Source organism: Psychromicrobium xiongbiense, from assembly GCF_030271165.1.
GTDB classification, from domain to species: domain Bacteria; phylum Actinomycetota; class Actinomycetes; order Actinomycetales; family Micrococcaceae; genus Renibacterium; species Renibacterium xiongbiense.
In genome coordinates this window covers 56,639-81,432 of record NZ_JASSZH010000038.1, presented here as the reverse complement: position 1 = coordinate 81,432, position 24,794 = coordinate 56,639, and the positions used below count along the sequence as shown (strand labels likewise).

The following is a 24,794-nucleotide window of genomic DNA, read 5'->3' as shown; positions in this document are numbered from 1 at the left end:
TCCGGAACCCCTTAAGGCAGGGTTCGAAAACACGGTTTTCAGACCTCCCTGAAAGAAATACTCCTGAAAAGCGTCAAATAGTTTGCCTGTCCACCAGCGCAAACGTCGAGCCAGGGGCTTCTCCCGCTCCACCGGCCACCAGAGCGACTACACTCAGACCATGGTTACCTGGATCATCGTGATCGGCATCGTGATCGTTGGAGTGATCGTCATTGTGTGGGCTGCCAGGGGTGGCAGAAGCTACGATCCAGGGCTCTCCGATGCGGATCGTTACCTGCAGATTCTGCATGGCAAGGAGCAGGAGCAGCGCGCTCAGGCCCTCAACCGCGTCCACACTCTGCGGGTGGGGACGCAGTCCACCATCAAGCCTTACCAGGCCCAGCAGGGCCAGTCGTACCCCAGCCAGTCGTACGCTCAGCCTCAGCAGCCCGGCGGCTACCCGGCTCAGCCTCAGCAGCCCGCGATCATCCCGCCGCAACTCACTCCAGAGCTCCTCACCGCCGCCCAGACGATGATCCGCCAGGGGCACAAGATTCAGGCCATTGCGCTGGTGCGGAAAGTCACCGGTGCCGATCTGCGCAGCGCCAAGGACCTGGTTGACCGGATGAGCTGACTGGCCTTCCCTCACCCAACGATCGGGAGCGTCACGACCGTTGGCGAGAATGCGAAAGGCCGCCCCACCCGGAGGTGGAGCGGCCTTGAGTACGCGAAACTACTTGCTGACGACGTTCAGGTCGATCACAGCAGCAACATCCTCGTGCAGACGGACGTTGGCCTGGTACTTGCCGATGCTCTTGATGTGCACCGGGATCTCGACCTTGCGCTTGTCGATGGCGCCGAGACCGGCGGCCTCGACGGCGCGGGCGACGTCCTCAGCCTTGACGGTGCCGAAGAGGCGACCGGATTCGCCGGCCTTCACTTCGAGCAGCACCGAAGTGGAGGACAGCTTGGCTGCCTGAGCCTGAGCAGCTTCAACCGAAGCGTGCTCGCGGGCCACGCGAGCGGCCTTGATCGACAGGACCTGCTTCTCGCCGCCGGGAGTCCAGGTCAGAGCGAAGCCACGCGGCAACAGGTAGTTGCGAGCGTAGCCGTTCTTGACCTCAACAACATCCCCTGCAGCGCCGAGTCCGGTCACTTCCTGGGTCAGAATGAGTTTTGCCATGGTGGTTATTCCCTTCCCTTAGCCGCGGCCAGCGCCGGAGTACGGCAGCAGGGCCACTTCGCGGGCGTTCTTGATCGCCTGAGCGATCTTGCGCTGCTCCTGCACGGTCACGCCAGTGACGCGACGGGCGCGGATCTTTCCACGATCGGAAATGAACTTGCGCAGCAAGGCGACGTCCTTGTAGTCGATGACGGTAACGTCAGCGGCCTTCAAGGGGTTGGACTTTGGTTTGGGCTTGCGAATTTCAGCCTTAGCCATCGTGGTGCTCCTTTGTTTTCTGGAGCCCGTGATTTTTCACGGGATGGAGATTGGGGCAGGCCCTTTCGTGTCGGCTTCGCCGCCACGGAGGGACCCTGACTGCCCCACTCTATTGTGGTGGTGTTCAGGCCCGGCTGTGTCGGCTTCGCCCCCACGGAGGGACCCTGACTGCCCCACTCTCTTTGGGTGTTGGTCAGGCCCGGCTGTGTCGGCTTCGCCGCCCCGGAGGGACCCTGACTGCCCCACTCTATTGTGGTGTTGTTGAGGCCCGGCTGTGTCGGCTTCGCCGCCACGGAGGGACCCTGACTGCCCCACTCTATTTTGGTGTTGTTCAGGCCCGGCTGTGTCGGCTTCGCCGCCACGGAGGGACCCTGACTATGAGTGGTGTTTAGAAGGGAGGTTCGGAGGAATCCGGACCGGCACCCCAGCCGCCGCCCGGAGAGGACGGGCTGGCCCAGGGATCGTCAGCGGGAGCCGACTGGCCACCCCAGCCGGAGTTTCCTCCGCCTTGGTTGCCAGAGTTCCCACCGAAGCCACCGCCGCCACCGAAGTTCCCGCCACCCTGACCGCCGGAGCGCTGGGTGCGGTTGACCTTGGCGTTGGCGTACCGCAGCGAGGGGCCGATTTCATCGACCTCAAGCTCCATCACGGTGCGCTTCTCCCCTTCTTTGGTTTCGTAGGAGCGCGACTTCAACCGACCACTGACGATGACGCGAGTGCCCTTAGTGAGCGACTCGGCGACATTCTCAGCAGCCTCCCGCCACACCGATGCGCGCAAAAACAGCGTTTCGCCGTCTTTCCACTCATTGGACTGGCGGTCGAAGGTGCGCGGCGTGGACGCAATGGTGAAGTTGGCGACTGCCGAACCGGAGGGGGTGAATCTCAGTTCCGGATCGTTGGTCAGATTACCGATAACGGTAATGGTGGTCTCGCCTGCCATGTCTTCCTGCTTCCTACGTCTGAAGATCTAGCGTTCGCCGGAATTACTCGGCGGACACTTTCTGATCCTCGGGGCGGATGATCTTGGTGCGAAGGATCGTCTCGTTCAGGCTCAACTGGCGGTCGAGCTCCTGAGCGGTTGCCGGTTCAGCGGTGAAATTAACCACTGCGTAGAACCCTTCGGACTTCTTCTTGATGTCATAAGCCAGTCGGCGACGGCCCCAGAAATCCACCTTGTCAACAGTTCCACCGTCGCCGGTGATCACTTTGAGGAACTTCTGAAGGGACGGCTCGACGGTACGCTCGTCGACCTCGGGGTCGATGATTACCATCAGTTCGTAAGGACGCATATGTGAACCCACCTCCTCTGGGCTAAGCGGTTGCGGTCTCTCCGCAACAGGAGGTTCGTGTGCGTTGATCCGGGCCCACAGGCTCCCCAGAACGATACTGGGGTGCGGACGCGACGGATCGATGCCGTGCAAACACGGACCCATCCATGGTAACGGATACGCCTGCCGGGGGCCACCTGAGAAACTCAGCCGATCAACAGCCCTGGAGGCTGCTCTACCACTTCCATCCTGTCGGTGCTCGGATCTACGCTCAGGGTAGATCGCCTTGGTGTTCCGCCGGGCGGCATCTTCAAGCGGCTCTGCCCGCTCTGAGTCAAGGAGAAATTATGCCTACGCGTGACGAAGCCTGGCCCGAGGGAACCCCGAACTGGCCTGATCTGGCTGTCAGCGATCCCGCTGCTGCCGCCACCTTCTACGGATCGCTTTTCGGCTGGGATGTGCCTGAGGGCGACGAGTCCATGGGCGGCTACCGCCTGGTAACCAAGAACGGCCGCGCCGTGGCCGGCATCAGCCCTCTGCAGAGTGAAACAGACCCTTCGGTCTGGACCACCTTCTTCGCCGCCGACGATGCCGCAGCAACCGCAGCGAAGGTCGTCGATGCCGGTGGCGCTGTATTCTTCCCGCCCACCGCAGTGGCAGAGCAGGGCACGATGGCCGTCGTCGCTGACTCCACCGGTGCGGTGTTTGGCCTCTGGCAGGGTGGAAATCACCTGGGCGTTGGCCTGTTCAATGAGGATGGCACCCTCTGCTGGAACGAGCTGCACACCCGCGATTACGCGGCGGCCCGCGCCTTCTACACGGAGGTCTTCGGCTTCAACTACCGGGACATCAACAGCGATGAGTTCATCTACTCGACCTTCCAGCGCGCCTCCGATGGCGAGGACGTCGGCGGAATGAACGATGACCCCTCGATGCCCGAAGGTCACCCGAACTACTGGCTCACCTGGTTTGCGGCCGATGACGTGGATGCCACGCTGGCGAAGGCCGTCGAGTTGGGTGCCACTGCGTTGATGCCCGCCTCTGACAGCCCTTTCGGCCGGATGACCATTGTCCGCGCACCGCATGGTGAGGCCTTCGGCCTGATCACGCTGCCCGCAGAACAGTAGGCCCAGAACAGTAGGCCCAGGACTGTAAGTCCAGAACACCAGTCCCAGTGGCTGGCCAGCTCGCTTCGCCCGGGTCACCGAGCGGAGCGAGCTGGCTCACTGCGACGAACTGGCTCACGACGTCGGGCCGCCTGCCAGGCGCAGAATGCCCCGATAAGCGATACCGCAAAACCCACCGGCATCAGCCAGGTGGCGACGCCATGCGCCGCGCCCGGTGTACTGCCCTGCTCCCAGGCCATCGAGGTGCTACCCACCAGACCCAGCAGCGCCGCGCACACCACCACGGGTGAGCCCCAGAAGGCGCGGCCGAATCCGCTCAGCACGGCAGCGCCAAGCAACAGCAGGGCCAACACCAGAACCGCCCCGCACACCCAGAGGGAATCGCCGCCCAGATTCACCAGAACCACCAAGAGCGTAATCGCCAGAATCGCCACGCCGATGGCACCCAGGCCCTGCAGAATGGCACCGGCAAATCGCTCAGCACGCCGCGTCCCCAACCCCACGAACGGGCCAAGACCGAGCACCAGAATCACCAGGACGTACCAGCTCTGGGCAAAGGCGAGGCTGAGCGGCCAGGCAGAGCCCTCGTCGAAGCTCGTGTACCGCCAGCCCAGAAAACTGCCGCCGTCAACCACCCCGGCCGCACCATTAATCGGACCATAGGGCAGCACCATGGCGCTCAGAAACACCAGCAGGGCGCCGAGCAGGCCACCGAGCCATGCCGCGATTTTCATGGGCTCAGCATACCGACGCCATCGGCGGCCAGAATCCAGCACCTAAAATCGGACTATGACATCCTCGCGGGAACCACACCGCACCTCAGCAGACCATCCAGCCCTGAGCCACCGCGCACGACTGGCCCGCCGACGTTTTCTGACCATGGGAGCCGTCGCCGTCGTGGTCGGCTGCGCCGTGGGATTCCTGGACTCCTGGCTCCACGCACCCGCCGCCGCCTGGGCGGCCGCAGCAGCCGTCTACGACATCTGGATCTGGCTGAAAATCAGCCGGATGGACACCGCCCGGACGGCCGCTCATGCTACCGAAGAGGATCCCCGCCGACCCACCAGCAACCTGCTGGTCACCCTCGCCGCCGTCGCCAGCCTGGCTGCCGTCGTCGTCGTCATGATCGACGGGAAGAGCGCCGGTGGTGGCGAGCGTCTGGCGCTGGCGGCGCTGGCCCTGATCACCACGGTGCTCTCCTGGCTGATGGTCCACACCCTGTTCACCTTGCGCTATGCCGAGCTGTACTACACCCACCGCCCCGAGCCGGGCGGCATCGAATTTAACCAGAAAGAACGCCCCAACTACAACGACTTCGCCTATATGGCGTTCAGCATGGGCATGACCTACCAGGTCTCTGACACGTCGATCACCAATTCGGTCATGCGGCTGACCGCGCTCCGACACAGCCTGCTGGCCTTTGTTTTCGGCACCGGAATCCTGGCCACCACGATCAACCTGGTGGTCAGCCTGGCCTCCTGAAACCCGCTGAGCCCCTCTGAACCCAGGTCAGCCGGCGAAATCCGCCAGCACGGTCGAGCGGAAAAATGCGCCGGCAAGGCGGCTGAGGTGATAGGGATCGGTGACCGAGCACATCTCCCGCGCCGAGTGCATGGAGAGTAGCGGGACGCCGACATCCACGGTCCGGATGCCCAGCCGGGTGGCGGTCAGCGGACCGATCGTCGAGCCACAGGGCACATTGTTGTTGGACACAAACTCCTGATAGGCAATGCCCTGCTCGGCGCAGAGCCGGGCCACCAGAGCAGCACCCACCGCATCCGTGGCATAGCGCTGGTTCGCGTTGATCTTCAGCAACGGCCCGCCGCCGAGCAGCGGATGGTTCGCCGGATCATGCCGCTCCGGATAGTTCGGGTGTACAGCGTGACCGGCATCGGCAGAGAGGCACACCGAGGAGGCCAGCGCCCGGTGCCACTGCTCGCTGCCGGCACCCAGACTGTTACTGATCCGCGCCAGCACATCAGCCAGGAACGGCCCACTGGCCCCGGAGGGCGTGGCACTGCCCACCTCCTCGTGGTCAAAGGCCGCCAGCACAGCGATCGGTCCACCGGTCAGACCCCCGGCACCGGCCTGATGGTGATCCAGCAGGGCGCGCAACCCGGCGTGCACCGAGCTCAGGTTGTCCAGCCGGCCGGAGGCGAAGAACTCCTGCGCACCGCCAAACACTGCCGGCTCCTGGCAGTCGGCAACGACAACGTCGTAGCCACCGACCTCCTCCGGATCCACACCGGCAGATTGGGCCAGGACCGCCAGCACATCCGCCTGAGCCGGATCTCCCAGGCCCCAGACTGGCTGCAGGTGCTGCTGCTTATTCAGGGTCAGGCCCTCATTGACTGCCCGGTCCAGATGCACCGCCAGCTGGGGCAGGCGCAACAGCGGCCCGGTCGCCGCCAGGACGGTGCGTCCGGAGCGCAGTGCCAGCCGTCCGGCGAGGCGGAGCTCCCGGTCCAGCCAGGAATTCAGCAGCGGGCCACCATAGACCTCGACCCCAGCCTGCAACCAGCCGTGCGCGCCGATCGTGGGCTTGGGCTTGAGCTTGAACGACGGCGAATCGGTGTGCGCGCCGAGCACCGCAAAGCCGGTGGTCGGCTGGGCGTCCTCGGGCAGCACCCAGGCGATCAGAGCGCCATCGCGCTGCACAAAATAGCTCCCCGGGCCTACCGGCCAGTCCTGATTTTCCCGCGCCTCCCTGAACCCGGCAGCCTTCAGGCGCGCAGCGGCCTCGGCGACGGTGTGAAAGCTCGATGGCGAGGCGGAGACGAAGCTCCCCAGATCGTGAATATGTTCCAGAGCGGCGGATTCAGCAAGCGCAGACATACGCTCATTCAATCAGGTTCCTTCAGCGCCGCCGGATTCTCCCGGCCTCATTCGGCTCCCGGGACGACGACGCCGCTCTCATAGGCCCAGACCACCACCTGCACGCGGTCGCGCAGGTCCAGTTTGGTCAGAATGCGCCGCACATGGGTTTTGACGGTCGCCTCAGAGAGGAAGAATTTCGTGGCGATCTCCGCATTGGACAGCCCCTCAGCGAGCGCCCGGACCACCTCCACCTCGCGGGCGGTGAGTCCGGCCTCGGCACCATCACTCGGTTCGCGCGTGGGCTGGATGCGGACAAAGCGCTCCAGCAACCGCTGGGTGACTCTGGGGGCCACGACAGCATCCCCACTGGCCACCAGCCGCACCGCCTGGACCAGCTCCTCGGGTGCCACGTTCTTGAGCAGAAAGGCACTGGCTCCCGCCTGGAGCCCCTCAAAGGCGTACTCGTCAAGATCAAAGGTGGTCAGGATGATGACCTTCGATGCCGCCCCGGAGGCCACGATGCGCCGGGTCGCCTCCAGCCCGTCCATCACCGGCATCCGGACATCCATCAGCACCACATCGGGCTCCAGCCCGGCTACCTGGCTGAGTGCCTCCACCCCGTTGGCAGCCTCCCCGACGATCTCGAAATCGTCCTCACCTTCCAGGATCAGCCGGAACCCCATCAGGAGTAGCGGCTGATCGTCCACCAGCAGAATCTTCATGGAGTGCCTTTCGAGGCTTTCAACGCGGCAGTGTCCCGGGCGGCGGTGCGCTCCGGAACGAGGGCACTGGGAAACCGGGCGCTGGGAAACGGGGAGTCCGGCACCAAGGTTTCGGGAACCGCAACCTCAGGAACATCCTGAGACTCCTCGGAGGCATCCGGGCAGTGCAGGCTGGCGGTGACCAGCCAGCCGCCCTGCGGTTGTGGTCCCGCACTGACCCGGCCGCCATAGGCTGCTGCCCGCTCGCTCATACCGATCAGTCCCTTACCGCTGCCCGGAATTCCATTGCCCAGAATCTCCAGCGACCCCTTGGAACTTGCTGCGGACGGCGGCCGTCCGTCATCGGAAATTTTCAGGGTCACTTCGGGATGCTCATGGGCAATCAGGGCGTCGACCCGGGACACGCCACGAGCGTAGCGCAGCACATTGGTCAGCGACTCCTGCATGATCCGGTAAACGGCCAGACGGAAGGCCGGATCAGCCGGCAGCGGAGGCCCGGAGGTGGCGAAAGAGAGCGGCATCCCGGCCTGGCGGAAACCGTCCAGCAGCGATTCGACATCGAGCTCACCGGGCATGGGCTTGCGCTGATCCTGCTCCTCGGTGCCCTCGCGCCGCAGCACCCCGAGCATCCGCTGCATATCGGCCAGGGCCCGTCGGCCGGTTTGCGAGACATTGTCCAGCGCCTGGCCCGCCTTCTCCGGAGAGCGTTCCATCGCCAGCCGGGCACCATCGGAGAGCGCGATCATGACGGAGAGCGAGTGGGCAATCACATCGTGCATCTCCCGGGCAATGCGGTTGCGCTCATGCGCCGAGGCCAACTGCGCATTACGCTGCGCCCAGGCCCGCAGCTCCAGTTCGTGGTGGCGGTCGCGCCAGACCGAGACCCCGATGCCGGTGGCGATGACATTGCCCAGGACCAGGAAGCCCGCGGCCACCAGCCAGAACACCTGGGCGGACATCGGCGAGTTATTTGCCGCATCGGAGCGGTGCGGCTCCACCAGAATCATCACGGCGATCAGCGGAAGACTCGCGACGGCGGCGCTAAGGAAGCCGATCCGGCCACCGTAGGCCGCGGCCACCGCGTAGAGGGCAAACAGCACACCCAGGCCGACGTTGCCGGAGTATCCGGCCACCGCGTTGAGGATCTCCAGAGCCACGACAATACCCAGCACGATGCGCGGATAACGGCGTCGGAACATCAACGCGGCCGCAGTGCCGACCACCACGACCACCATCAGCCAGTTCCCCTGAGTGGCATCCACCACGGCGGTGGCACCCATCAGGAGCAGATAGATCAGGGCCACCACCGCGTCCATCGCGAGTGAGTGTTCGTAGAAGAAGCGCCGGATAGGACCTCGGCGCTTGGTGGTGAATTCGGTGAGGGCGACGGTGACCGCGTTCGCTCGGTCCTCCGTCGCCCTCACCGGGTCGTGACGGCTCATATCGACAGCTTAGACATCCCGCTTCTTGAGCAGGACGAGCGCCGGGATGGCCGCGAGCAGAATCCAGCCCAGGTAGACCAGGCCACCCTGCCAGGCGTCGAGCTTGCCGTTGGTGTGATCCAGGGCAGTCGCCATCCGGGCGCCCGCCTCGGAGGGGAAGTAGTCCGGCAGGTACTTCCAGAAGTCGCCGGGGATCAGGCCGAGGAAGTTTCCGGCAATCGGCAGCACGAAGATCAGGCCCACCAGAATCACGATGGCGCCCGCGGAGTTGCGCAGCAGCGCACCGAGCGCCAGTCCCAGCAGGACCGCACCGGCCACATAGACGCCGGTCAGGAAGATGGTGGACAGTGTCCCCTTGCCGCTGAGTGAGACATCAAAGCCATAGGCCTTGAAGATCGCCGCATCCAGGGCGAAGGAGGCGAAAAAGGCCACCACGGACAGCACATAGCTGATCACCACGAGGATGATCGCCTTGGCCCAGAAGACCGGCAGACGCCCGGGGACTGCGGCGAAGGACGAGCGGATCATGCCGGTGGAGTATTCCGAGGCGATGAACATGACGGCCAGCGCGCCGATCACCGGCACTCCGAGGTACTGGCCCACCGTGGCCACCGATCCCATGATGCTGTTGGGATCCGGCAATTGGGCAGCGGTCGGACCGAAGCGCCCTGGGTTCTTACCCATCTCGCTCATCCCGTAGGCGTTGCCCCAAGCCCCGAAGGTGCTCAGGCCGATCATGGCGACAAAGCTGATCACCAGGAGCAGTTTGGTGGACATCAGGGACCAGAACTTGATCCATTCGGAACGCAGAACGCCCACGAAGGTCAGACCGTGTGTTCCAGCGGCCGAGGCCCTCAGCGGAGCCTGAGATGCCGGAGCGGTTGCCGTGAGGTGCGACATGGAAGTCACTTCCCTTCCGGGGTGTAGTTGGCAGCCCCTGCATGAGCGGGCGCTCCCGGGGCGGCCCCGGGGTCGGCGCCATCGTAGGAGGAGTGGTATTCGACCTCGTCCTTGGTCAGCGCGAAGTATGCCTCCTCGAGCGAGGCATTCAGCGGAGCTAGCTCATACACGAGCACCCGCTGGTCCAGGGCGATCTGGGCGATCTGCCGGGAGTCGATGCCGGTGACCTCCAGGGTCTCCGGTTCACTGGTGGTGACAGTGACTCCCTGGCGAGCCAGCAGCTGGCCCAGCTGGGTGGCCTGAGGTGTGCGTACCCGGACCCGGGAGACCCGGTTCCCGGCGATGAACGCCTCCACCGGCATATCCGCCAGGATGCGTCCCCGGCCGATGACCAGCAGATGATCGGCAGTCTGCGCCATCTCGGACATCAGATGCGAGGAGAGGAAGATCGTCTTTCCCTCACCGGCCAGATAGCGGACCAGGTTGCGCACCCAGAGCACGCCCTCCGGATCCAGGCCGTTGACCGGCTCGTCCAGAATCAGCGTCTGCGGGTCACCCAGCAGGGCCACCGCGATGCCCAGTCGCTGGCCCATACCCAGCGAGAAGCCGCCGGCCTTCTTTTTCGCCACGGGGCCGAGCCCGGTCATCTCGATGACCTCATGGACCCGTGAGAGCGGAATGTTGTGAGTGGCCGCCATCGCCCGCAAGTGGTTGTAGGCGCTACGGCTGGTGTGCACTGCCTTCGCGTCCAGCAGAGCACCCACCTGATGCAGCGGGTCGCGGTGCCTGGCATAGGGACGGCCGTTGACGGTGACCGTACCGTGGGTCGGTCGGTCCAGGCCCATCACCATGCGCATCGTGGTGGATTTCCCGGCACCGTTGGGGCCCAGGAAGCCGGTGACCTTGCCAGGCTGAACGGTGAAACTCACCCCGTCCACCGCTTTTTTGGGCCCATACTGCTTGGCCAGCTGCCGTGCCTCAATCATTGATCTGGCTCCTGTTCGCAAAACATCCTGTGTGCCACCGCGACCGGTGGCAGGCTCAGCTTTTACGCTACGCGGACGCGGGTGTTGGCGCGCCCCACCTAGGGATGAACTCGGGCATCCTCCACAGGGATGACGGGCTTCAGCGGGCGGGCAGCCGGAACCACCGCAATGGAGGCCAGCATCACGACGCCGATCACCAGCAGTGCCGGACGCAGACCCCAGTGATCTGCCAGGAAGCCGATGAGCGGCGGGCCGCCCAGGAAGGCCAGGTAGCCGATGGTGGAGACGACGGACACGCGTTTGGCCGCACGGATCGGATCATCTGCCGCAGCCGACATGCCGGTGGGGAAGCCCATGGCCGCACCAGCTCCCCAGAGGATGGCACCCAGAGCCGCGATCCAGACCGAATCGCCCAGCACGAAGACCACCAGGCCCAGCAAGGCTGCTGCCAGAGAGCTGTAGAGCATCACCATCCGGCCCCAACGGTCGGTCAGTCCGCCACCGGCAAACCGGAACAGTGTCATCGCTGCGACGAAGATCGCAAAAATCAGCGCACCCATCCACTCTTCCTGATGCAGGCCATCCACCGTGGCTTTCGCCATCCAGTCATTGGCGGCACCCTCGGTGAGTGCGGCACCGAGCACCACCAGGCCGACCAGCAGGGTGCGCGGCTCGGTCCAGGGATTGCGCTGCTTCGTCGTGTTGGCGCTACGTCCGGCATCGCCCGGGCTGCTTTCCGAGGAAGTGCTCGCGGCATGAGCCAGCGATTCGGGCAGGAAGCGGCTCGTGGCGATGAACAGGCCAGCCACCATCACTACGGCCAGGGCCACCAGATGCCAGGTCATCGGGACCTCCAGGGCGGAGAGCTGCGCCCCGATCAGCGCACCGAGCAGAGCCCCCCCGGAGAAGGCGCCGTGGAACTGCGGCATGACGGTACGGCCGAGCAGGCGCTCCACCGCGGCACCCTCCACGTTCTGCGACACGTCCCAGAGCCCAATGCCAGCGCCCATCAGGAACAGGCCGATGACGACCGGCATCACAGAAGGCAGCGCCAGGCCCAGCGCCATCAGCAGCACGCCGGCCCCGGAAATCGCGGCACCCACCCGGACGGTGGAGGCGGTTCCGATGTGCGAAGCTACCGTTCCGGCCAGGGGCAGTGCGACCACCGAGCCAGCGGCCATGGCAAGCAGCACGACGCCCGTCTGCCCGGCGGTGAGGTCCAGAATCCTGGTCACCGTGGGAATGCGCGAAGCCCAGGAGGCAAAGGCGATGCCATTCAACGCGAAGACGATCATGGCCGCCCAGTAGGCTGCCCGGGGGTTGGTGCTGCTCATACGGTGTGTACCTCTATTCCGGCAGAAAGGGCAAGACTGTGTTCCTCAGCGCTGAGGGTGTAATCGGTGACCAGAAGGTCCACCTGGCGCAGACCACCCAGGAGTACGGGGGCGCTCCGGGCGAATTTGCTGGCTTCACACACCACCATGGTGCGGTGAGCGGAGGTCATCGCCGCGCGCTTGATGGCAGCATCGGCCAGGTCATGAGCCAAGGGGCCTTCCGCGAAGGTGAAGGCACAGGGGGTGATGATCGCGGTGTCGAAGCGCAATGACGCGATGTTCTGTTCCGTCAGAGGCCCGCGCAGCGCCAGTTCGCCGACAATCACCGAGCCCCCGAGCAGCAGCACCTCGGCACGGGCGCCGGTGAGTTCCCGGACCGCATGCAGATTCGCAGCGGCAACGCTCAGATCCCGGGAGGCCAGCACACTCGCCACCGCGGTTGCCGTGCTGCCGCTGTCCAGAAAAACGAATTCCTTGTCATGGATCAGGGCCGCGGCGGCCCGGGCCATCAGCGCTTTGGCCTGGCTGCTCTCCAGGGCGCGTTGCTCATACCCCGGCACGGCGCCGCCCAGCAGGAGCGAGACCGCGCCGCCGTGGACGCGCCGCAGGACGCCGCGCTTTTCCAGCACATCGAGATCGCGGCGGATGGTGGCCGGGGAGGCGTCAAAATCCGCTACGAGCTGCTCGACCTCCACCCGTTCGTGATGGCGCAGCAGATCGGTGACGCGGCGCGCGCGTTCCTCACTGTTCATGATCAAACGATAACACTTTTTGATTGTTTGATTGTTTTGGTGGACGTTTCTCTCAGGTGCCTGGCGATGCCCACGGTGACTGTCGAGATAACGCTGGAATGTCGCGTGTTTCCAGCATGACCTCGACACTCGGCGGAGGAGTCGGCGGAGGAGATGGAGCCCGAGGGCGCTACCGTTTCCGGACCACGCGCCGTTCATCCCAGACCGGCTCCGGAGCCTCATACACGTCTCCGGAACTGCCAAAAACAAAGAACCGGTCGAAGGAGCGGGCAAACCAGCGGTCATGGGTCACCGCAATGACCGTGCCCTCGAAGGCATCGATACCCTGCTCCAGGGCCTCCGCGGAATGCAGATCCAGGTTGTCCGTGGGCTCGTCCAGCAACAACAGCGTGGCGCCGGAGAGCTCCAGCAACAGGATCTGAAACCGCGCCTGCTGCCCGCCGGAGAGCGAGTCGAAAAGCTGCTCCGCCGCCCTGGCCAGGCCATAGCGGTCCAGTGCCCGCGCAGCAGGTTCCTGGGGCAGGCCATCCCGGTGCTCATCACCGCGGTGCAGAATATCCAGCAGACTGCGGCCCTGCAGGTCCGGGCGGGTGTGCGTCTGGGCAAAGAACCCCGGCCGGATCCTGGCCCCGAGCTTCACCGAGCCGGCGTGCGGGACAGGGGCGATGACGGCATCAGAGACCGGCAGGTGCTCTCGGTCCGGATCGCTGCCCCCGGCGGCCAGTAGCCGCAGGAAGTGAGACTTCCCGGAGCCATTGGAGCCCAGCACGGCGACCCGATCGCCGAACCAGAGCTCGGCATCGAACGGCTTCATCAGGCCCGTGAGTTCCAGGCGCTCAGCCACCACCGCACGCTTGCCGGTCCGGCCGCCCTTCAGACGCATGGTGACGTGTTGTTTCAGGGGTGCCGCCTGGGGTGGCCCCGCCTCCTCGAATTTGGCCAGGCGGGTCTGCGCCGCCCGGTAACGCGAGGTGAAACGGTCCATCACCGCGGCCTTGACCTTGAGCCGCTGAACCAGCTCGCGCAACTGGACGTGGTCCTCATCCCAACGCCTCAACAGCTCCTCAAAACGGGCATTGCGGTCTTCGCGTGCCTGGTGGTAGCTGGCAAATCCACCGCCGTGCGTCCAGGCGGTGGCCCCGGAGATGCCTGGCTCCAGCGTGACGATGCGGGTGGCGGCCTGCGCCAGCAACTCACGGTCGTGGCTGACGAACAACACCGACTTGGGGCTGCTGGCCAGCATGCCCTCCAGCCACCGCTTGCCAGGAACGTCCAGGTAGTTGTCCGGCTCGTCGAGCAGCAACACCTCGTCCGGACCGCGGAACAGCGCCTCCAGGACCAGCCGCTTCTGCTCACCGCCGCTGAGTGTTGCTGCGGAACGGTACTGGGCCCGGTCGTAGGGCACACCCATGGCGGCCATGGTGACCTCGTCCCAGGTGATTTCCGCCTCGTAGCCGCCCGCCTCCGCCCATTCGGCGAGCGCGTGGGCGTAGCGCAGCTGGGTGGGTTCGTCATCGTGCTCCATCATGGCCAGCTCCGCGGCATCGACGGCCCGTCCGGCATCGCGCACCGCCGGGGACGCCACCGAGAGCAGCAAGTCACGGACGGTGGATTCATCCCGGACCTGCCCGATGAACTGACGCATGACGCCGAGTCGCCCGCTGAGGGTGATGGCGCCATCGTCCGCCGCGAGATCTCCGCAGAGGATGCGCAGCAGCGTCGTCTTGCCGGTACCGTTCGGCCCGATCAGGGCGGTTTTGGCACCTTCGCCGACCCGGAAGCTGACGCCGTTGAGAAGCTGGGTGCCGTCGGGGAGGAAATAGTCGATCTGAGCGACTTCGCAATGTGCCACCTGCTCAGTCTGCCAGTACAAGCAGCGGGCGGCTCGCGGAACGGGCCTGGGACGGCTTCAATGGTCGATGCAGCGGTCTCTGTCAGCTCTCGGCGCTGACAGAGACCGCGTCCGAGGCTTTCGCCAGTAGCTCGAATTCGGTGACAGTCGCCGGGCTGCCGTCCCGGGTGGCTGTAACGGTCAGCCGGTACCGACTGAACGCCGTGGGCGTGGCGATCTGGAACGGCCGGGTCTGCAGCCTCCAGTTGAAGGTCACGCCCGTCCGGCGGTCCAGCACGGTCCAGACTTTGCCATCGTCGGATCCTTCCAGCGTCCAGGCGCTCGGATCGGATCCCGGCGACGTGGAGCCCGAGGTGAGGGTGTAGAAGCCCACCTTCTGTCTGGATGCCCGGTAACCGACCGTGATGACCGGCGTCGCCGTGCTGAAAGAAACCTGGCTGGCGGAGCTGTTGTCGCTCAGGTGGCGCAGATCCTCGCCACCGTCGCTACTCAACTGGGCGTCGCCCGTGGTGTCCATCAGCGGTTCGCGCACCGGCACCGTGACGGCGTCGCTGGTTCCCCAGCTGGAAGGAGCCGGTCCCATGACGAAGTCCAGGGTGCCGCCGTCGGCGATCTCCGACTGGCTGAGGACCGTGGAGGGGTGATCCTTGCCGTTGACCATCAGTGACTGAACGTAAACATTCTGCTGCGAGTTGTTAGCAGCGTTGATGGTCAGCGTCTTCCCATTCCCCCAGTGAATCGTGGCCCGGGTGAACTGAGGCGAACCGATGGAGAAATAGGGGGAACCGACCTGCAGTGGGTAGAAGCCCAGGCTGGAGAAGATGTTCCAGGCGCTCATCTCTCCGTTGTCCTCGTCGCCGGGGTAGCCCTGACCGATCTCGGAGCCGACAAAGAGCCGCTGCTGGATCTCACGCACGACCGCCTGCGTTTTGGCTGGCGCCCCGGCGTAGTTGTAGATGTAGGGAATGTGGTGCGAGGGCTGATTACTGATGCCGAGCTGGCCCATCCGTACGTCGCGAGCCTCCAGCATCTCGTGGATGACACTCCCATAACCTCCCGGGTGGTTGGCCGTCTCCGGGGTGGCGAAGAAGTCGTCCAGCGTCGTTTCGAGCCCCTTCGGTCCGCCATGAAGCGCTGCCAGACCGGCACCGTCATGCGGGGCGTGGAAGGCAAAGTTCCAGCCATCCGTCTCGGTGAACAAGCCGCCCCAGACGAGCGGATCCAGGCCGCCCTGGAACTCGCCGCTACGGCTGCGTCCATTGAAGAAACCCCGTTGGCTGTCAAACATGTTCACGTAGTGCCAGGCCCGGTTCAGGTAGTACGCCGAATCCTCGGTCAGCTGCGCCCGACGCGCCTGCGGAGTCATCGGGTCGGCGGCCAGTTTCGCTGCCATGTTTCCCAGGCCGAAGTCGTTGATATAGCCTTCCAGGCCCCAGGAGACACTTTCCTCGGTGGTGGTGTCCGTGTACCCGGTGAAGATCGAGGTATCCAGACCCTTACGGCCCACCGCCGCGTTGCCGGTCGAGGGCACCGTGGCATTGCGCACGGCGGCATCGTAAGCTCCCAGTGGGTCCGGCAGTGGAACCCCTTTGAGATAAGCGTCGGCGAAGGCGACATCCGAGCTGGTCCCGGTCATCAGATCCGCATAGCCCGGCGAGGACCACCGCGCAATCCAGCCGCCATCGCGGTATTGCTGAACGAATCCGTCGATGAGTTCGGCAGCCTTCTGTGGATAGAGGAGGGAATAGGCCGGCCACGCGGTCCGGTAGGTGTCCCAGAACCCATTGTTGACGTAGATCCTGCCGTTCACGACCCTCCCCACACCGCTGGCATTCTGAGACACCGGGCTACGGTACTGGTGGACGGGCGCCTGGGTGGAGCCGGTGTTCTCGAAGCCGGAATTCGGGTAGAGGTTGAGCCGGTAGAGATTGGAATAGAGCGTGGTCAACTGGGAATCGTTGGCCCCCTGGACGTCGATCACGGCGAGCCGGTCATTCCACTGCGCCCGGGCTGCCGCACGCACCTGCTCAAAGCTCTGGCCAGCGATTTCCAGATCGAAATTGTGTCTGGCCTGATCCGCGCTCAGGAAGGACGTCGCGAAACTCAGGTTCACCATGGGATTCACTGCGGTAGTGAAGCCCGCAAAGCTCGGGCCCGAGTTCTGGGTGCTGCTCGGAGCCTGGTCGAAACTGCCATAGACGTACATGTCCCCTTGACCCGAGCCTCCTTGCGCCGGGACGGTGCCGGTCACGGTGCTCCCGGAGAAGCTGAAAACTGCCCCAGACTTGGGTGAATCGAAGACGAGAGTCCCGGCTGTGTCCGGGAAGGTGAAACGCAGGATGCCGCCGTGATCGCTCGGCGTCATTTCCGCCCTCAGGTTCCCGGCCAGTTTCACTGAGTAATAGTCCGGCTGTGCGATCTCGTCCCGGTGCGAGAATGCGAGCTGCCGGGCGGATTTGCTGGAACTGGGGGTCCCGGCGCCGAGTTGTGGCATGACCGAGAACTGTTGGCGATCCCCCATCCAGGGACTGGGGATGTGCGAGACGGCCAGCCCCTGAAGCGTCGGCAGGTTCTCAGCATTGTTGGCCGACTGGTAGCTGTACTCCCAGTTGGACGAGCTGGCATCCGTCACCGGGGTCAGGAAGTTGAATCCGTTCGGGACGGCAGTGAGCGGGAGATTGTTGCCCCGGGAATACTGACCGGAGGCATTGGTTCCGCGCCGGGTGTCCACATAGTGGGTCCGCGAGGAGCCATCGATCGGGATCGGGTTGCCCTCGATCGACACGTCATCCAGCCATCCACCGAAGGCCGTGCCTGCCGGGGCGGCACTGTTGTCGACGGAAAGCAGGATGCGGTCGATGGTTTTGCCCTTAGCCACCTCGCCCAGGGCGCTGCTCACATAGTTCCATTGTGCCGGGTAGAGGATCTTGCCATCGCCCTGCCCCTGAGCCGTGAGCGGCACGCCGTTCTGGTCCGTCGCTCCCAGTGTGGAGAGGTAGCTGCCATCCGTGAAATGCAGGTCGATGGCGACGTAGGTCGGCAGATAGCTGGTGTAGTCGGCATCGGGGATCACGGTGTAGCTGAGCCGGCTGTCCGGGCCCACCGGAAGATGAACCTCGAAGAGCTTATTCGTTGCGTATGCCCGACCCGCGACCGTTTTGGTTCCCGAGTAACGCAGAGAACGCAGCCCAGTGAACCCGGCATGGGCCTTAATGTTGTACCCGCTGTCAGGTCCGTTGCCCACGGTGGTGTTCATGGTCGATGCCGACCGGGCCCCGTTGATACCGGAGGCCATCGAAGTGCCATCGGTACCGGTCTCCACGACGCTGATCAGCGCTGCCGGAGTCTGCGAGTCCTCGAAGGAGGTGCTGAAACTTCCTGGAACCGGCGGTTCGTCATGTGCTCTCATCACACTCATACCGCCACCCTAAACGCTGGGGTCACACGATGGCCGTCCACCTGGTTACCGCGGGTCGCCGAGGGAGGGATGTTTCTCCCATTTTCCGGGGAACCTCCCGCGACGAAAGGTTGATAACGTTTCCCACAAATGAGCTTCACGCTGATCGGAGAGGGCCCATGAGCACGCAGATGTCCACCAGATCAAGCTCCGCGAGGGCCACCATGAAAGATGTAGCCCGGCGCGCCGGCGTCGGACTCGCCACCGTCTCCCGCGTCGTCAATGGTGATTCCCGAGTCAGCGAACACAACCGCCTTGCGGTTGAGGAAGCGATCGAGGAACTCAATTTCCGCCGTAATGACAGCGCTCGCCTGCTACGCACCGGGAGTGCTGCGAGCGTGGGTCTGGTCCTGGATGACATGGCAGACCCCTATTTTTCCGCGCTCAGCCGAGCGGTGGAAAGGACAGCAATCGGCCGGACTACCGTATCAGTGGCTGCTTCCTCAGAAAACGATGCCGTCCATGGCGCGGATCTGATCCACGCGCTGTGCGCGCGCCGCCTCGACGGCCTGATCGTGGCACCACCGCGCATGCTGGACGAGTCGCTACTGCAGGAGGAAATCCGGAGTGGCACGCCCATGGTCTTTGTGGACCGCGCACCGCAGACCTTTGCAGCAGATGCCGTCGTTTCCGACAACCACGGTGGCGCTGCGGACGGTGTCAGTCATCTGATCTGCCGTGGACACCGCAGGATTGCCTGCCTGAGTGACCAGAGTGAGCTCAGCACGGTCCTTCAGCGCGCTGCTGCCTACCGTGCAGCCCTTCAGGAGGTCGGCATCGAAGCCAACCCGCGGTGGGAGCATGCCGAAGGCCGCGGCGGAGTCAGTAGTGCCGAGTGGCTTGCCTCGCTCTGCGCTCTGCCGGAGGACGAGCGGCCCACGGCTCTCTTCTGCACCAACAGCAAGGCCTCCATCACCGCGCTGCGAGTCATGAAAGAGGCAGGGCTCAGCCTGGGTCGCCCAGGTTTTCCCGCCCTGGTCTGCTTTGACGATTTTGAGCTGGCGGATGTCATTGAGCCCGGGATCACCGTGGTGGCGCAAGACCCCGGCGAGGTGGGACGCACGGCTGCGGATCTGCTCTTTTCCCGCCTGGACGGCAGCAATGAGCCAGCCCGGACGGTCACCGTTCCCACCCGTCTCATCGTGCGCGGCTCCGGCGAAGTGCCACCACCGGCCTGACCCCGGGCAGCACTGAGTGTCAGCCGCCCAGCACTGCGGCATCCTGCGCTTCGTCATAGGCCAGACGAGCCTGCTCCATCTGCTCCACATTGCTCTCCGCCCACTCACGGAGCAGTCGCAAGGGCGGCACAAGACTCCGCCCCAGGGCAGTGAGTTCGTAGTCCACCCGGGGTGGGATCTGGGCGTGCAGGGTCCTTGACACCAGGCCATCACGCTCCAGCGCACGCAAGGTCTGGGTCAGCACCTTGGGCGTCACCACAGCCACCCGCGCGCGCACCTCGCCAAATCTCAGCGGTCCTTCCTCCAGGACCTGCACCACCAGGGACGCCCATTTGTCGCCAATTCGCTGGAAAACCAGACGGGAAGGGCAATCAGGATCCAGAATGTTCGCGTCCATGGCGGAGATCTCACTTACCTAGAAGATACTGACTTTCGTTGAAAATATCGGTTACTGAAAGATACCTTCAAAGGGTTCAGGTTACCAGTCCCTCCGAAAGGAACTCTCATGAAACTCGCCATCATCGGCGCCACCGGTATGGTCGGCCAGGCACTGACTGCCGAAGCTCTGCAGCGTGGCCATGAGGTGACCGCAGCAAGCCGCAGCGGCAAGCCCGTCGAAGGCGCACCGGCCGCCGTCCCGCTCGCCCTCGAACTCGGCGATGCCGAGGCCGTCCAGTCGCTCGCGGCGGCGAACGACGCCATCATCCTGGCCACCGGCCCCAGCCGCACCGGTGGCGACCACGAGGTCTGGCTGGAGGAGAATCGCACCGCGCTCGATGCCGTCGGCACCACCCGAGTGCTCGCGGTCGGCGGAGCGGGCTCCCTGCTGGTGGATGGCGTCCGGCTCGTCGACACCCCGGATTTCCCGGAAGCCTACAAAGCAGAAGCTCTGACCGCCGCCCGATTCCTGGACCTGCTGCGCTCCAGCCGCGATGATCTGGACTGGACCATGCAGTCTCCAGCCCCGGTGATCGCCCCCGGGGAGCGGACCGGCAACGTCACCCTGGGCCTGGACAGCCCGGTGGGCGAGAGCATTTCCACTCAGGATTTTGCCGTCGTCCTCCTGGACGAAGTGGAGCAGCCGAAGCACCATCGTCAGCGCTTCACCGCCGCCAACTGAGCTGGCTACTCGACTGAGCTGACCTCCCAGCTGAACTGGCTAATCAGCTGAGCGGCGCGGGCCCCTGAGCGACAAGCTGCTCAGGGGCCATCAGCGGGTCATCCACGCCGCCCCGACGAATCTGGTCCCGCCATGGCTGGAACATCTCACGGCAGACCAGGACGATCAGCACCAGCGTCCCCAGGTCAAAGGACAGCACGACCAGGGCATAGTAGGGGCCGTCGATGCCGTGCTGGGTGTTGTTGTCACCCCGGATCACGCCGAGGTGCAGCAGATACGCCAGGTAGTACGCCAGAGCGAGTGCCTGCCAGCACAGCACCGTCTTCCAGCGTGGTCGGGCCAGTGCCAGCAGGGGCAGCAGCCACACCGCCTGCTGCGGCCCGGCGTGCTTGTCGACCAGCAGAGCCCAGGCGGTCAGCACGAAAGCGAGCGCGGCCAGTCGGGGCGGCAGTGGGGTTCGAGCGGCGATCAGGAGCAGCCCCACCAGGCCGATGATCAGCAGTGCGGCGGAGACCACCAGCGCATCGCTACCGCTGAAGGCCTCCACACCCAGCTTGGCCACCAGGGCATTGACCGCCCCATACAACGAACCCTCAGCGGGCGGATCCGTCCACGGAACCACCCAGTAGGCGAGCCAACGGGTGGGGAAAAGCACAAAGCTGGCCACCGTGATCGCAAGCCAGCTCAGGACGCCGCCCACCAGCAAGGGCCCGACAGCCAGGGCGGGCCCGGCTTCCAACCGGCCGGCCCCCAGGCCGTACGACGCGCGGCTCTCCCGGGCGCGACGTACGGCCAGCACCACCGCGGCTGTCACGGTCAACGCAGCGACCGGGTGCATGGCCCCGGCCACGCCGAGCACCAACCCGGCGTCGAAGAAGGTTCTGCGCGAGAACAGGAAGAGCCCGATGCCGATCAGCGCCGCCACCCAGAGGTCCCAGCTGGCGTAAGCGCTGAACAGCAGCAGTGGCGAGGCGGCAAAGACGGCGGCATCCCAGGGCCTGAGCCGATTGCTGCGTGCCAGAGCCAGTACGCCGAGCAGCCAGGCCACGACGATCAACCCTGCGTTGAGGTCGAAGAACCTCAACGTCCCGGCTGCATCGGCCGGTTGAGCTCCGCTGAGCCAGCCGGTCAGCGCAGCCAGCAGAGAGGTCAGCGGCGCCAGCGGGGTGTCGGTTCCCGGCCCTGCGGCCACGATGTCGGAGGCGCAGGTGGTGGAGAACTGGTCCGGCGTGAGCCAGCCCACCTGGCGGCAATGATCCTTGAACAGCACCGCGAGCACCGCCGACAGGCCCACCAGAAGGACCAGCACGCGTTCCACCGTGAAGAACCGCGGAGGCACCACGCCGGGCTCAGCATGTCTGCCCAGAGGCCCGCCGATGCCCTCCGTCATCCGGGAGAGCGTCGGGTCCGACCGAGTGGGTACCACAATGGGTGATTTCCGGAGGCTGGGCGGGAGCGTGCTCCTTCCACCTGGTCTGTGCTGCATGGCACGAGCTTACCGGGCAGCACAGACCGGATGAGTGGCGCGGAACCGCCTACAGCACAGCCCAGGGGGTCACCTCAGGTTGAGGGTGCTGAGCTGGTACAGATCACGGATCACGCGTTCGCGATGGGAGGCGACGTCGTGAGAATTTCCGTCCAGAATCTGGTCAGCGAGCACGGGCCGCACGGGACGGGGCATGGATTCGGCGTTCATAGGGTTCACCTCCTTGGCGGGATAGCGAGCTGAACGTTGTCCGGGGACGGGTCTGCGGATCATGAAGTGCTCCGAAGGGTTCTGTCAGGAATTCCGGGCATGCCAATTCAGCCCAGTGAATATGCGCTAATAGGCACAGGGAATCATGGAACGGTCAATCCCGTTCCAGGGCGTGGCGTGAAGAAATATCACTGATGGGGGAAAGAAGAAACAAGAGGTTTAGGCGGCGCGAAGAACGCTCAAAACATTGTTGAAATACACCTGTGAGAGGTGAACTGGTTGACGGATCAGTCCGACAAACCCTGGAAATCAGGCATCAGAGGCCCGTATCTCCGCACACAGGAAAGACGGTGAGACGTCGGCGCGCAGCAGTGCCGCCCATGGTGAACGCATCCAGCGAAGTCTGGGAAATCATCATGTCGTCATACCCCTTTCTGCGTGAGTTCCCGTCAGCGCTCCGAGTCGGAGCAGGGAAAGGCGCGGCCTTAGGTCGCTCTTAGGAATATACACGCATATTGCTCGGAATAGCAATCCTCAGGATACAGACCAAAAAGCAATGCTGCTTATAGACCCCACTGCTCAATGGCGGGGGTCAATTTGTCCCAGCCCAGAGTGCAGACCTTCGCAGTACCCAGCACAAAATGCTTTCCTTCACGCGGGTCAAGTGTCAGCCATCGTGCAGCGAGGATCCTGAGGAAATGCCCGTGCGCCACCACCAGAGCATTCCGGATCGGTTCGCCGGCCTCCGTGGTGGCGGCACCAGCGCCACCAGGCGAGGATTGCTTCTGGTTGGCCGCCCAGGAGCCACGAATCCGATCAATCACCGCATCCGCGCGAGCCGCCACCTGCTCAATGGTTTCCCCGCCAGGAACTCCGTCATTCCAGATCAGATACCCCGGGCGGTCGCGGCGCACCTCGGCGCTGTTCACACCTTCATAGTCGCCGTAGTCCCATTCATGGGCCAACGGCTCGACGATGGCGTCCGGGAAACCTGCCAGCTCGGCCGTCCTGCGGGCGCGCTGCAGGGGTGAGCTGAGCACCAGATCGAAGACCACTCCTGCCAGTGCGGGACGAGCCGAGCGGGCCTGATCCTCACCTTTGGCGGTCAACGGCAGATCAGTCAGTCCGGTGTACTGGCCGCTGCGCGACCATTCAGTCTCGCCATGGCGCAGCAGCCAGAGTTTCGGCAACGGGGTGTGGTCCCAGGGCAGAGTCGGTTCGGTGCTGGTCTCGCTGCTCATGAGCTCTCTCCGTCGCTTTCCTGATGACCGGATCCGTCAGCTAACGATATCCCCGCAGAGGGCCCCTGAGCTGCCCACCAGGCGTCCAGGCGTCGTCGGGCCTCGCTCTCACCCAGCGGACCGTGCTCCATTCGCTCAGCCAGCAGGAATTTGTAGGCCCGGCCCACCTCCGGTCCGGGTCTGATGCCCAGCTGCTCCATGATCTGTGCACCGTCCAGATCCGGACGGATGGCATTGAGTTCCTCCTGGGCGGCCAGCTCAGCCACCCGCTGCTCAAGGTCGTCGTAGGCAAAGGAGAGTCGATCCGCTTTGCGCTGGTTCCGGGTGGTCACATCCGAGCGGGTCAGTCGGTGCAGGCGTTCCAGCAGTGGCCCGGCATCGGTGACATAACGACGCACCGCAGAATCCGTCCAGCCCGCATCCCCGTACCCGTAGAAACGCATATGGAGCTCCACCAGCCGGGACACCGCCGTGATGGTGTCCTTGTCGAAGCGCAGGGCCCGGAGCCGCTTGGCCGTGAGTTTGGCGCCCACCAGATCATGGTGACGGAAACTGACCGCGCCGCCCGGTTCAAATTTGCGGGTGGCCGGCTTGCCGACATCGTGCATCAGCGCCGCCAACCGCAACACCAGATCGGGGCCGGGCACCGGTCCTTCCGGTCCGGTCTCCAGCGAAACAGCCTGTTCGAGCACCTGCAGGGAGTGCTGGTAGACGTCCTTGTGCCGGTGGTGTTCATCCGCTTCCAGGCGCAGAGCGGAAACCTCCGGCAGGACGCGGTCAGCCAGTCCCGTGCTGACCAGCAGGTCGATGCCGCGGCGTGGGTGCAGGGCCAGAATCAACTTGCACAGTTCATCCCGCACCCGTTCGGCAGAGATGATCTCGATGCGACCAGCCATCTCGGTCATGGCGGCGACCAGCTCGGCAGCGGGCTCCACGGCCAACTGGGCCACGAAACGCGCGGCGCGCATCATCCGCAGAGGATCATCGGAGAAGGAGTCCTCCGCTCGCCCCGGGGTGCGCAGCAGCCCAGCGTGCAGATCTTTGATGCCGCCATAAGGATCCACCAGTTCCAGACCGGGCAGGCGCAGGGCCATCGCGTTCATGGTGAAGTCGCGGCGCCGAAGATCCGCTTCCAGCGACGTGCCAAAGGCGACCTCGGGCTTGCGCGAGTCGGCGTCGTACTCCTCGGCCCGGTAGGTGGTCACCTCAATCTGGTAGCCGTTCTTCCGCAGGCCGATCGTGCCGAAGGCGCGCCCTATCTCCCAGACTGCGTCGCTCCAGCCGCGGACCACCTCCAGGGTCTGATCCGGGGTGGCACTGGTGGTGAAGTCCAGGTCGGGAGCGGTGCGTCCCAGCAGCAGATCCCGCACCGGCCCACCCACCAGGGAAAGCTCATAACCGGCGTCAACAAAGCGTCGCCCCAGCTCAAGGACCACTGAGGGGAGGGTGGAGCTATCCAGAACCTGAATCATAGTTCCTTAA

The 24,794-nt window shown here is 64.7% G+C and carries 24 protein-coding genes; 5 read left to right on the top strand and 19 right to left on the bottom strand.

The window, feature by feature from the left end; genetic code table 11:
• Positions 1-160 precede the first annotated feature (160 nt).
• On the top strand, positions 161-613 hold the full coding sequence (locus tag QQM37_RS12860) for a hypothetical protein (protein ID WP_285728012.1): 453 nt from the start codon (positions 161-163) through the stop codon (positions 611-613).
• A 99-nt stretch (positions 614-712) separates the two neighbouring features.
• On the opposite strand, the gene rplI is transcribed toward QQM37_RS12860, so the two are convergent.
• The 4 genes from rplI to rpsF form a co-directional block, all read right to left on the bottom strand.
• The gene (rplI, locus tag QQM37_RS12855) at positions 713-1,162 is read right to left on the bottom strand and encodes a 50S ribosomal protein L9 (protein ID WP_285728011.1); all 450 of its coding nucleotides are present in this window, start codon (positions 1,160-1,162) and stop codon (positions 713-715) included.
• A gap of 18 nt (positions 1,163-1,180) precedes the next feature.
• Positions 1,181-1,420 carry a 30S ribosomal protein S18 gene (rpsR, locus tag QQM37_RS12850; RefSeq protein ID WP_285728010.1) on the bottom strand — a complete coding sequence of 80 codons (240 nt, stop codon included), beginning with the start codon at positions 1,418-1,420 and terminating at the stop codon, positions 1,181-1,183.
• 388 nt (positions 1,421-1,808) lie between these two features.
• The gene (locus tag QQM37_RS12845; protein ID WP_285728009.1) at positions 1,809-2,360 is read right to left on the bottom strand and encodes a single-stranded DNA-binding protein; all 552 of its coding nucleotides are present in this window, start codon (positions 2,358-2,360) and stop codon (positions 1,809-1,811) included.
• Positions 2,361-2,403: 43 nt separating this feature from the next.
• The gene (gene rpsF, locus QQM37_RS12840) at positions 2,404-2,709 is read right to left on the bottom strand and encodes a 30S ribosomal protein S6 (RefSeq protein ID WP_285728008.1); all 306 of its coding nucleotides are present in this window, start codon (positions 2,707-2,709) and stop codon (positions 2,404-2,406) included.
• 326 nt (positions 2,710-3,035) lie between these two features.
• Between rpsF and QQM37_RS12835 the strand changes: the two genes are divergently transcribed.
• The gene (locus QQM37_RS12835) at positions 3,036-3,815 is read left to right on the top strand and encodes a VOC family protein (protein ID WP_285728007.1); all 780 of its coding nucleotides are present in this window, start codon (positions 3,036-3,038) and stop codon (positions 3,813-3,815) included.
• Positions 3,816-3,889: 74 nt separating this feature from the next.
• Here QQM37_RS12835 and QQM37_RS12830 read toward each other — a convergent pair whose 3' ends face one another.
• Positions 3,890-4,549 carry a hypothetical protein gene (locus QQM37_RS12830; RefSeq protein ID WP_285728006.1) on the bottom strand — a complete coding sequence of 220 codons (660 nt, stop codon included), beginning with the start codon at positions 4,547-4,549 and terminating at the stop codon, positions 3,890-3,892.
• Positions 4,550-4,604: 55 nt separating this feature from the next.
• Between QQM37_RS12830 and QQM37_RS12825 the strand changes: the two genes are divergently transcribed.
• Positions 4,605-5,297: a DUF1345 domain-containing protein gene (locus QQM37_RS12825; protein WP_285728005.1), complete on the top strand. Its 693-nt coding sequence runs from the start codon at positions 4,605-4,607 to the stop codon at positions 5,295-5,297.
• 27 nt (positions 5,298-5,324) lie between these two features.
• Here the strand turns inward: QQM37_RS12825 and QQM37_RS12820 are convergent, their stop codons facing one another.
• From QQM37_RS12820 to QQM37_RS12780, 9 genes are all read right to left on the bottom strand, one after another.
• The gene (locus QQM37_RS12820) at positions 5,325-6,650 is read right to left on the bottom strand and encodes a M18 family aminopeptidase (protein ID WP_285728004.1); all 1,326 of its coding nucleotides are present in this window, start codon (positions 6,648-6,650) and stop codon (positions 5,325-5,327) included.
• A 47-nt stretch (positions 6,651-6,697) separates the two neighbouring features.
• Complete coding sequence (locus QQM37_RS12815; protein ID WP_285728003.1) at positions 6,698-7,354, bottom strand: response regulator; 657 nt, start codon at positions 7,352-7,354, stop codon at positions 6,698-6,700.
• On the bottom strand, positions 7,351-8,796 hold the full coding sequence (locus QQM37_RS12810) for a sensor histidine kinase (RefSeq protein WP_285728002.1): 1,446 nt from the start codon (positions 8,794-8,796) through the stop codon (positions 7,351-7,353). Before QQM37_RS12810 ends, QQM37_RS12815 begins: the two co-directional genes overlap by 4 nt.
• 9 nt (positions 8,797-8,805) lie before the next feature.
• Positions 8,806-9,696 carry an ABC transporter permease gene (locus QQM37_RS12805; RefSeq protein WP_285728001.1) on the bottom strand — a complete coding sequence of 297 codons (891 nt, stop codon included), beginning with the start codon at positions 9,694-9,696 and terminating at the stop codon, positions 8,806-8,808.
• Positions 9,697-9,701: 5 nt separating this feature from the next.
• Positions 9,702-10,682 carry an ABC transporter ATP-binding protein gene (locus QQM37_RS12800; protein WP_285728000.1) on the bottom strand — a complete coding sequence of 327 codons (981 nt, stop codon included), beginning with the start codon at positions 10,680-10,682 and terminating at the stop codon, positions 9,702-9,704.
• Positions 10,683-10,780: 98 nt separating this feature from the next.
• Positions 10,781-12,016 (bottom strand): MFS transporter, encoded by a 1,236-nt coding sequence (locus QQM37_RS12795; RefSeq protein ID WP_285727999.1) that lies wholly within the window; start codon positions 12,014-12,016, stop codon positions 10,781-10,783.
• A complete protein-coding gene (locus QQM37_RS12790) occupies positions 12,013-12,768 on the bottom strand; it encodes a DeoR/GlpR family DNA-binding transcription regulator (RefSeq protein ID WP_285727998.1) in 756 nt (251 codons plus the stop codon). The genes QQM37_RS12795 and QQM37_RS12790 overlap by 4 nt, the downstream gene beginning before the upstream one ends.
• A 169-nt stretch (positions 12,769-12,937) precedes the next feature.
• Positions 12,938-14,620 carry an ABC-F family ATP-binding cassette domain-containing protein gene (locus tag QQM37_RS12785; RefSeq protein WP_285727997.1) on the bottom strand — a complete coding sequence of 561 codons (1,683 nt, stop codon included), beginning with the start codon at positions 14,618-14,620 and terminating at the stop codon, positions 12,938-12,940.
• An 82-nt stretch (positions 14,621-14,702) separates the two neighbouring features.
• Positions 14,703-18,038 (bottom strand): GH92 family glycosyl hydrolase, encoded by a 3,336-nt coding sequence (locus QQM37_RS12780; RefSeq protein WP_285727996.1) that lies wholly within the window; start codon positions 18,036-18,038, stop codon positions 14,703-14,705.
• A 203-nt stretch (positions 18,039-18,241) separates the two neighbouring features.
• Here QQM37_RS12780 and QQM37_RS12775 point away from each other — a divergent pair, with 203 nt between their 5' ends.
• Positions 18,242-19,255: a LacI family DNA-binding transcriptional regulator gene (locus QQM37_RS12775; protein ID WP_285727995.1), complete on the top strand. Its 1,014-nt coding sequence runs from the start codon at positions 18,242-18,244 to the stop codon at positions 19,253-19,255.
• Positions 19,256-19,274: 19 nt separating this feature from the next.
• Here QQM37_RS12775 and QQM37_RS12770 read toward each other — a convergent pair whose 3' ends face one another.
• On the bottom strand, positions 19,275-19,652 hold the full coding sequence (locus QQM37_RS12770) for a winged helix-turn-helix transcriptional regulator (protein WP_285727994.1): 378 nt from the start codon (positions 19,650-19,652) through the stop codon (positions 19,275-19,277).
• Positions 19,653-19,760: 108 nt separating this feature from the next.
• On the opposite strand from QQM37_RS12770, the gene QQM37_RS12765 reads away from it, so the two are divergent.
• Positions 19,761-20,375, top strand: coding sequence for an NAD(P)-dependent oxidoreductase (locus QQM37_RS12765; RefSeq protein ID WP_285727993.1), 615 nt, complete (start codon positions 19,761-19,763; stop codon positions 20,373-20,375).
• A 43-nt stretch (positions 20,376-20,418) separates the two neighbouring features.
• Here the strand turns inward: QQM37_RS12765 and QQM37_RS12760 are convergent, their stop codons facing one another.
• The 4 genes from QQM37_RS12760 to QQM37_RS12745 all read right to left on the bottom strand — a co-directional run bounded on the left by QQM37_RS12760 (position 20,419) and on the right by QQM37_RS12745 (position 24,784).
• The gene (locus tag QQM37_RS12760; RefSeq protein ID WP_285727992.1) at positions 20,419-21,801 is read right to left on the bottom strand and encodes a hypothetical protein; all 1,383 of its coding nucleotides are present in this window, start codon (positions 21,799-21,801) and stop codon (positions 20,419-20,421) included.
• Positions 21,802-21,930: 129 nt separating this feature from the next.
• Positions 21,931-22,071, bottom strand: coding sequence for a hypothetical protein (locus QQM37_RS12755; protein ID WP_285727991.1), 141 nt, complete (start codon positions 22,069-22,071; stop codon positions 21,931-21,933).
• Between the two features lie 563 nt (positions 22,072-22,634).
• Positions 22,635-23,312 carry a histidine phosphatase family protein gene (locus tag QQM37_RS12750; RefSeq protein WP_285727990.1) on the bottom strand — a complete coding sequence of 226 codons (678 nt, stop codon included), beginning with the start codon at positions 23,310-23,312 and terminating at the stop codon, positions 22,635-22,637.
• A complete protein-coding gene (locus QQM37_RS12745) occupies positions 23,309-24,784 on the bottom strand; it encodes a CCA tRNA nucleotidyltransferase (protein WP_285727989.1) in 1,476 nt (491 codons plus the stop codon). The genes QQM37_RS12750 and QQM37_RS12745 overlap by 4 nt, the downstream gene beginning before the upstream one ends.
• Positions 24,785-24,794: the final 10 nt, after the last annotated feature.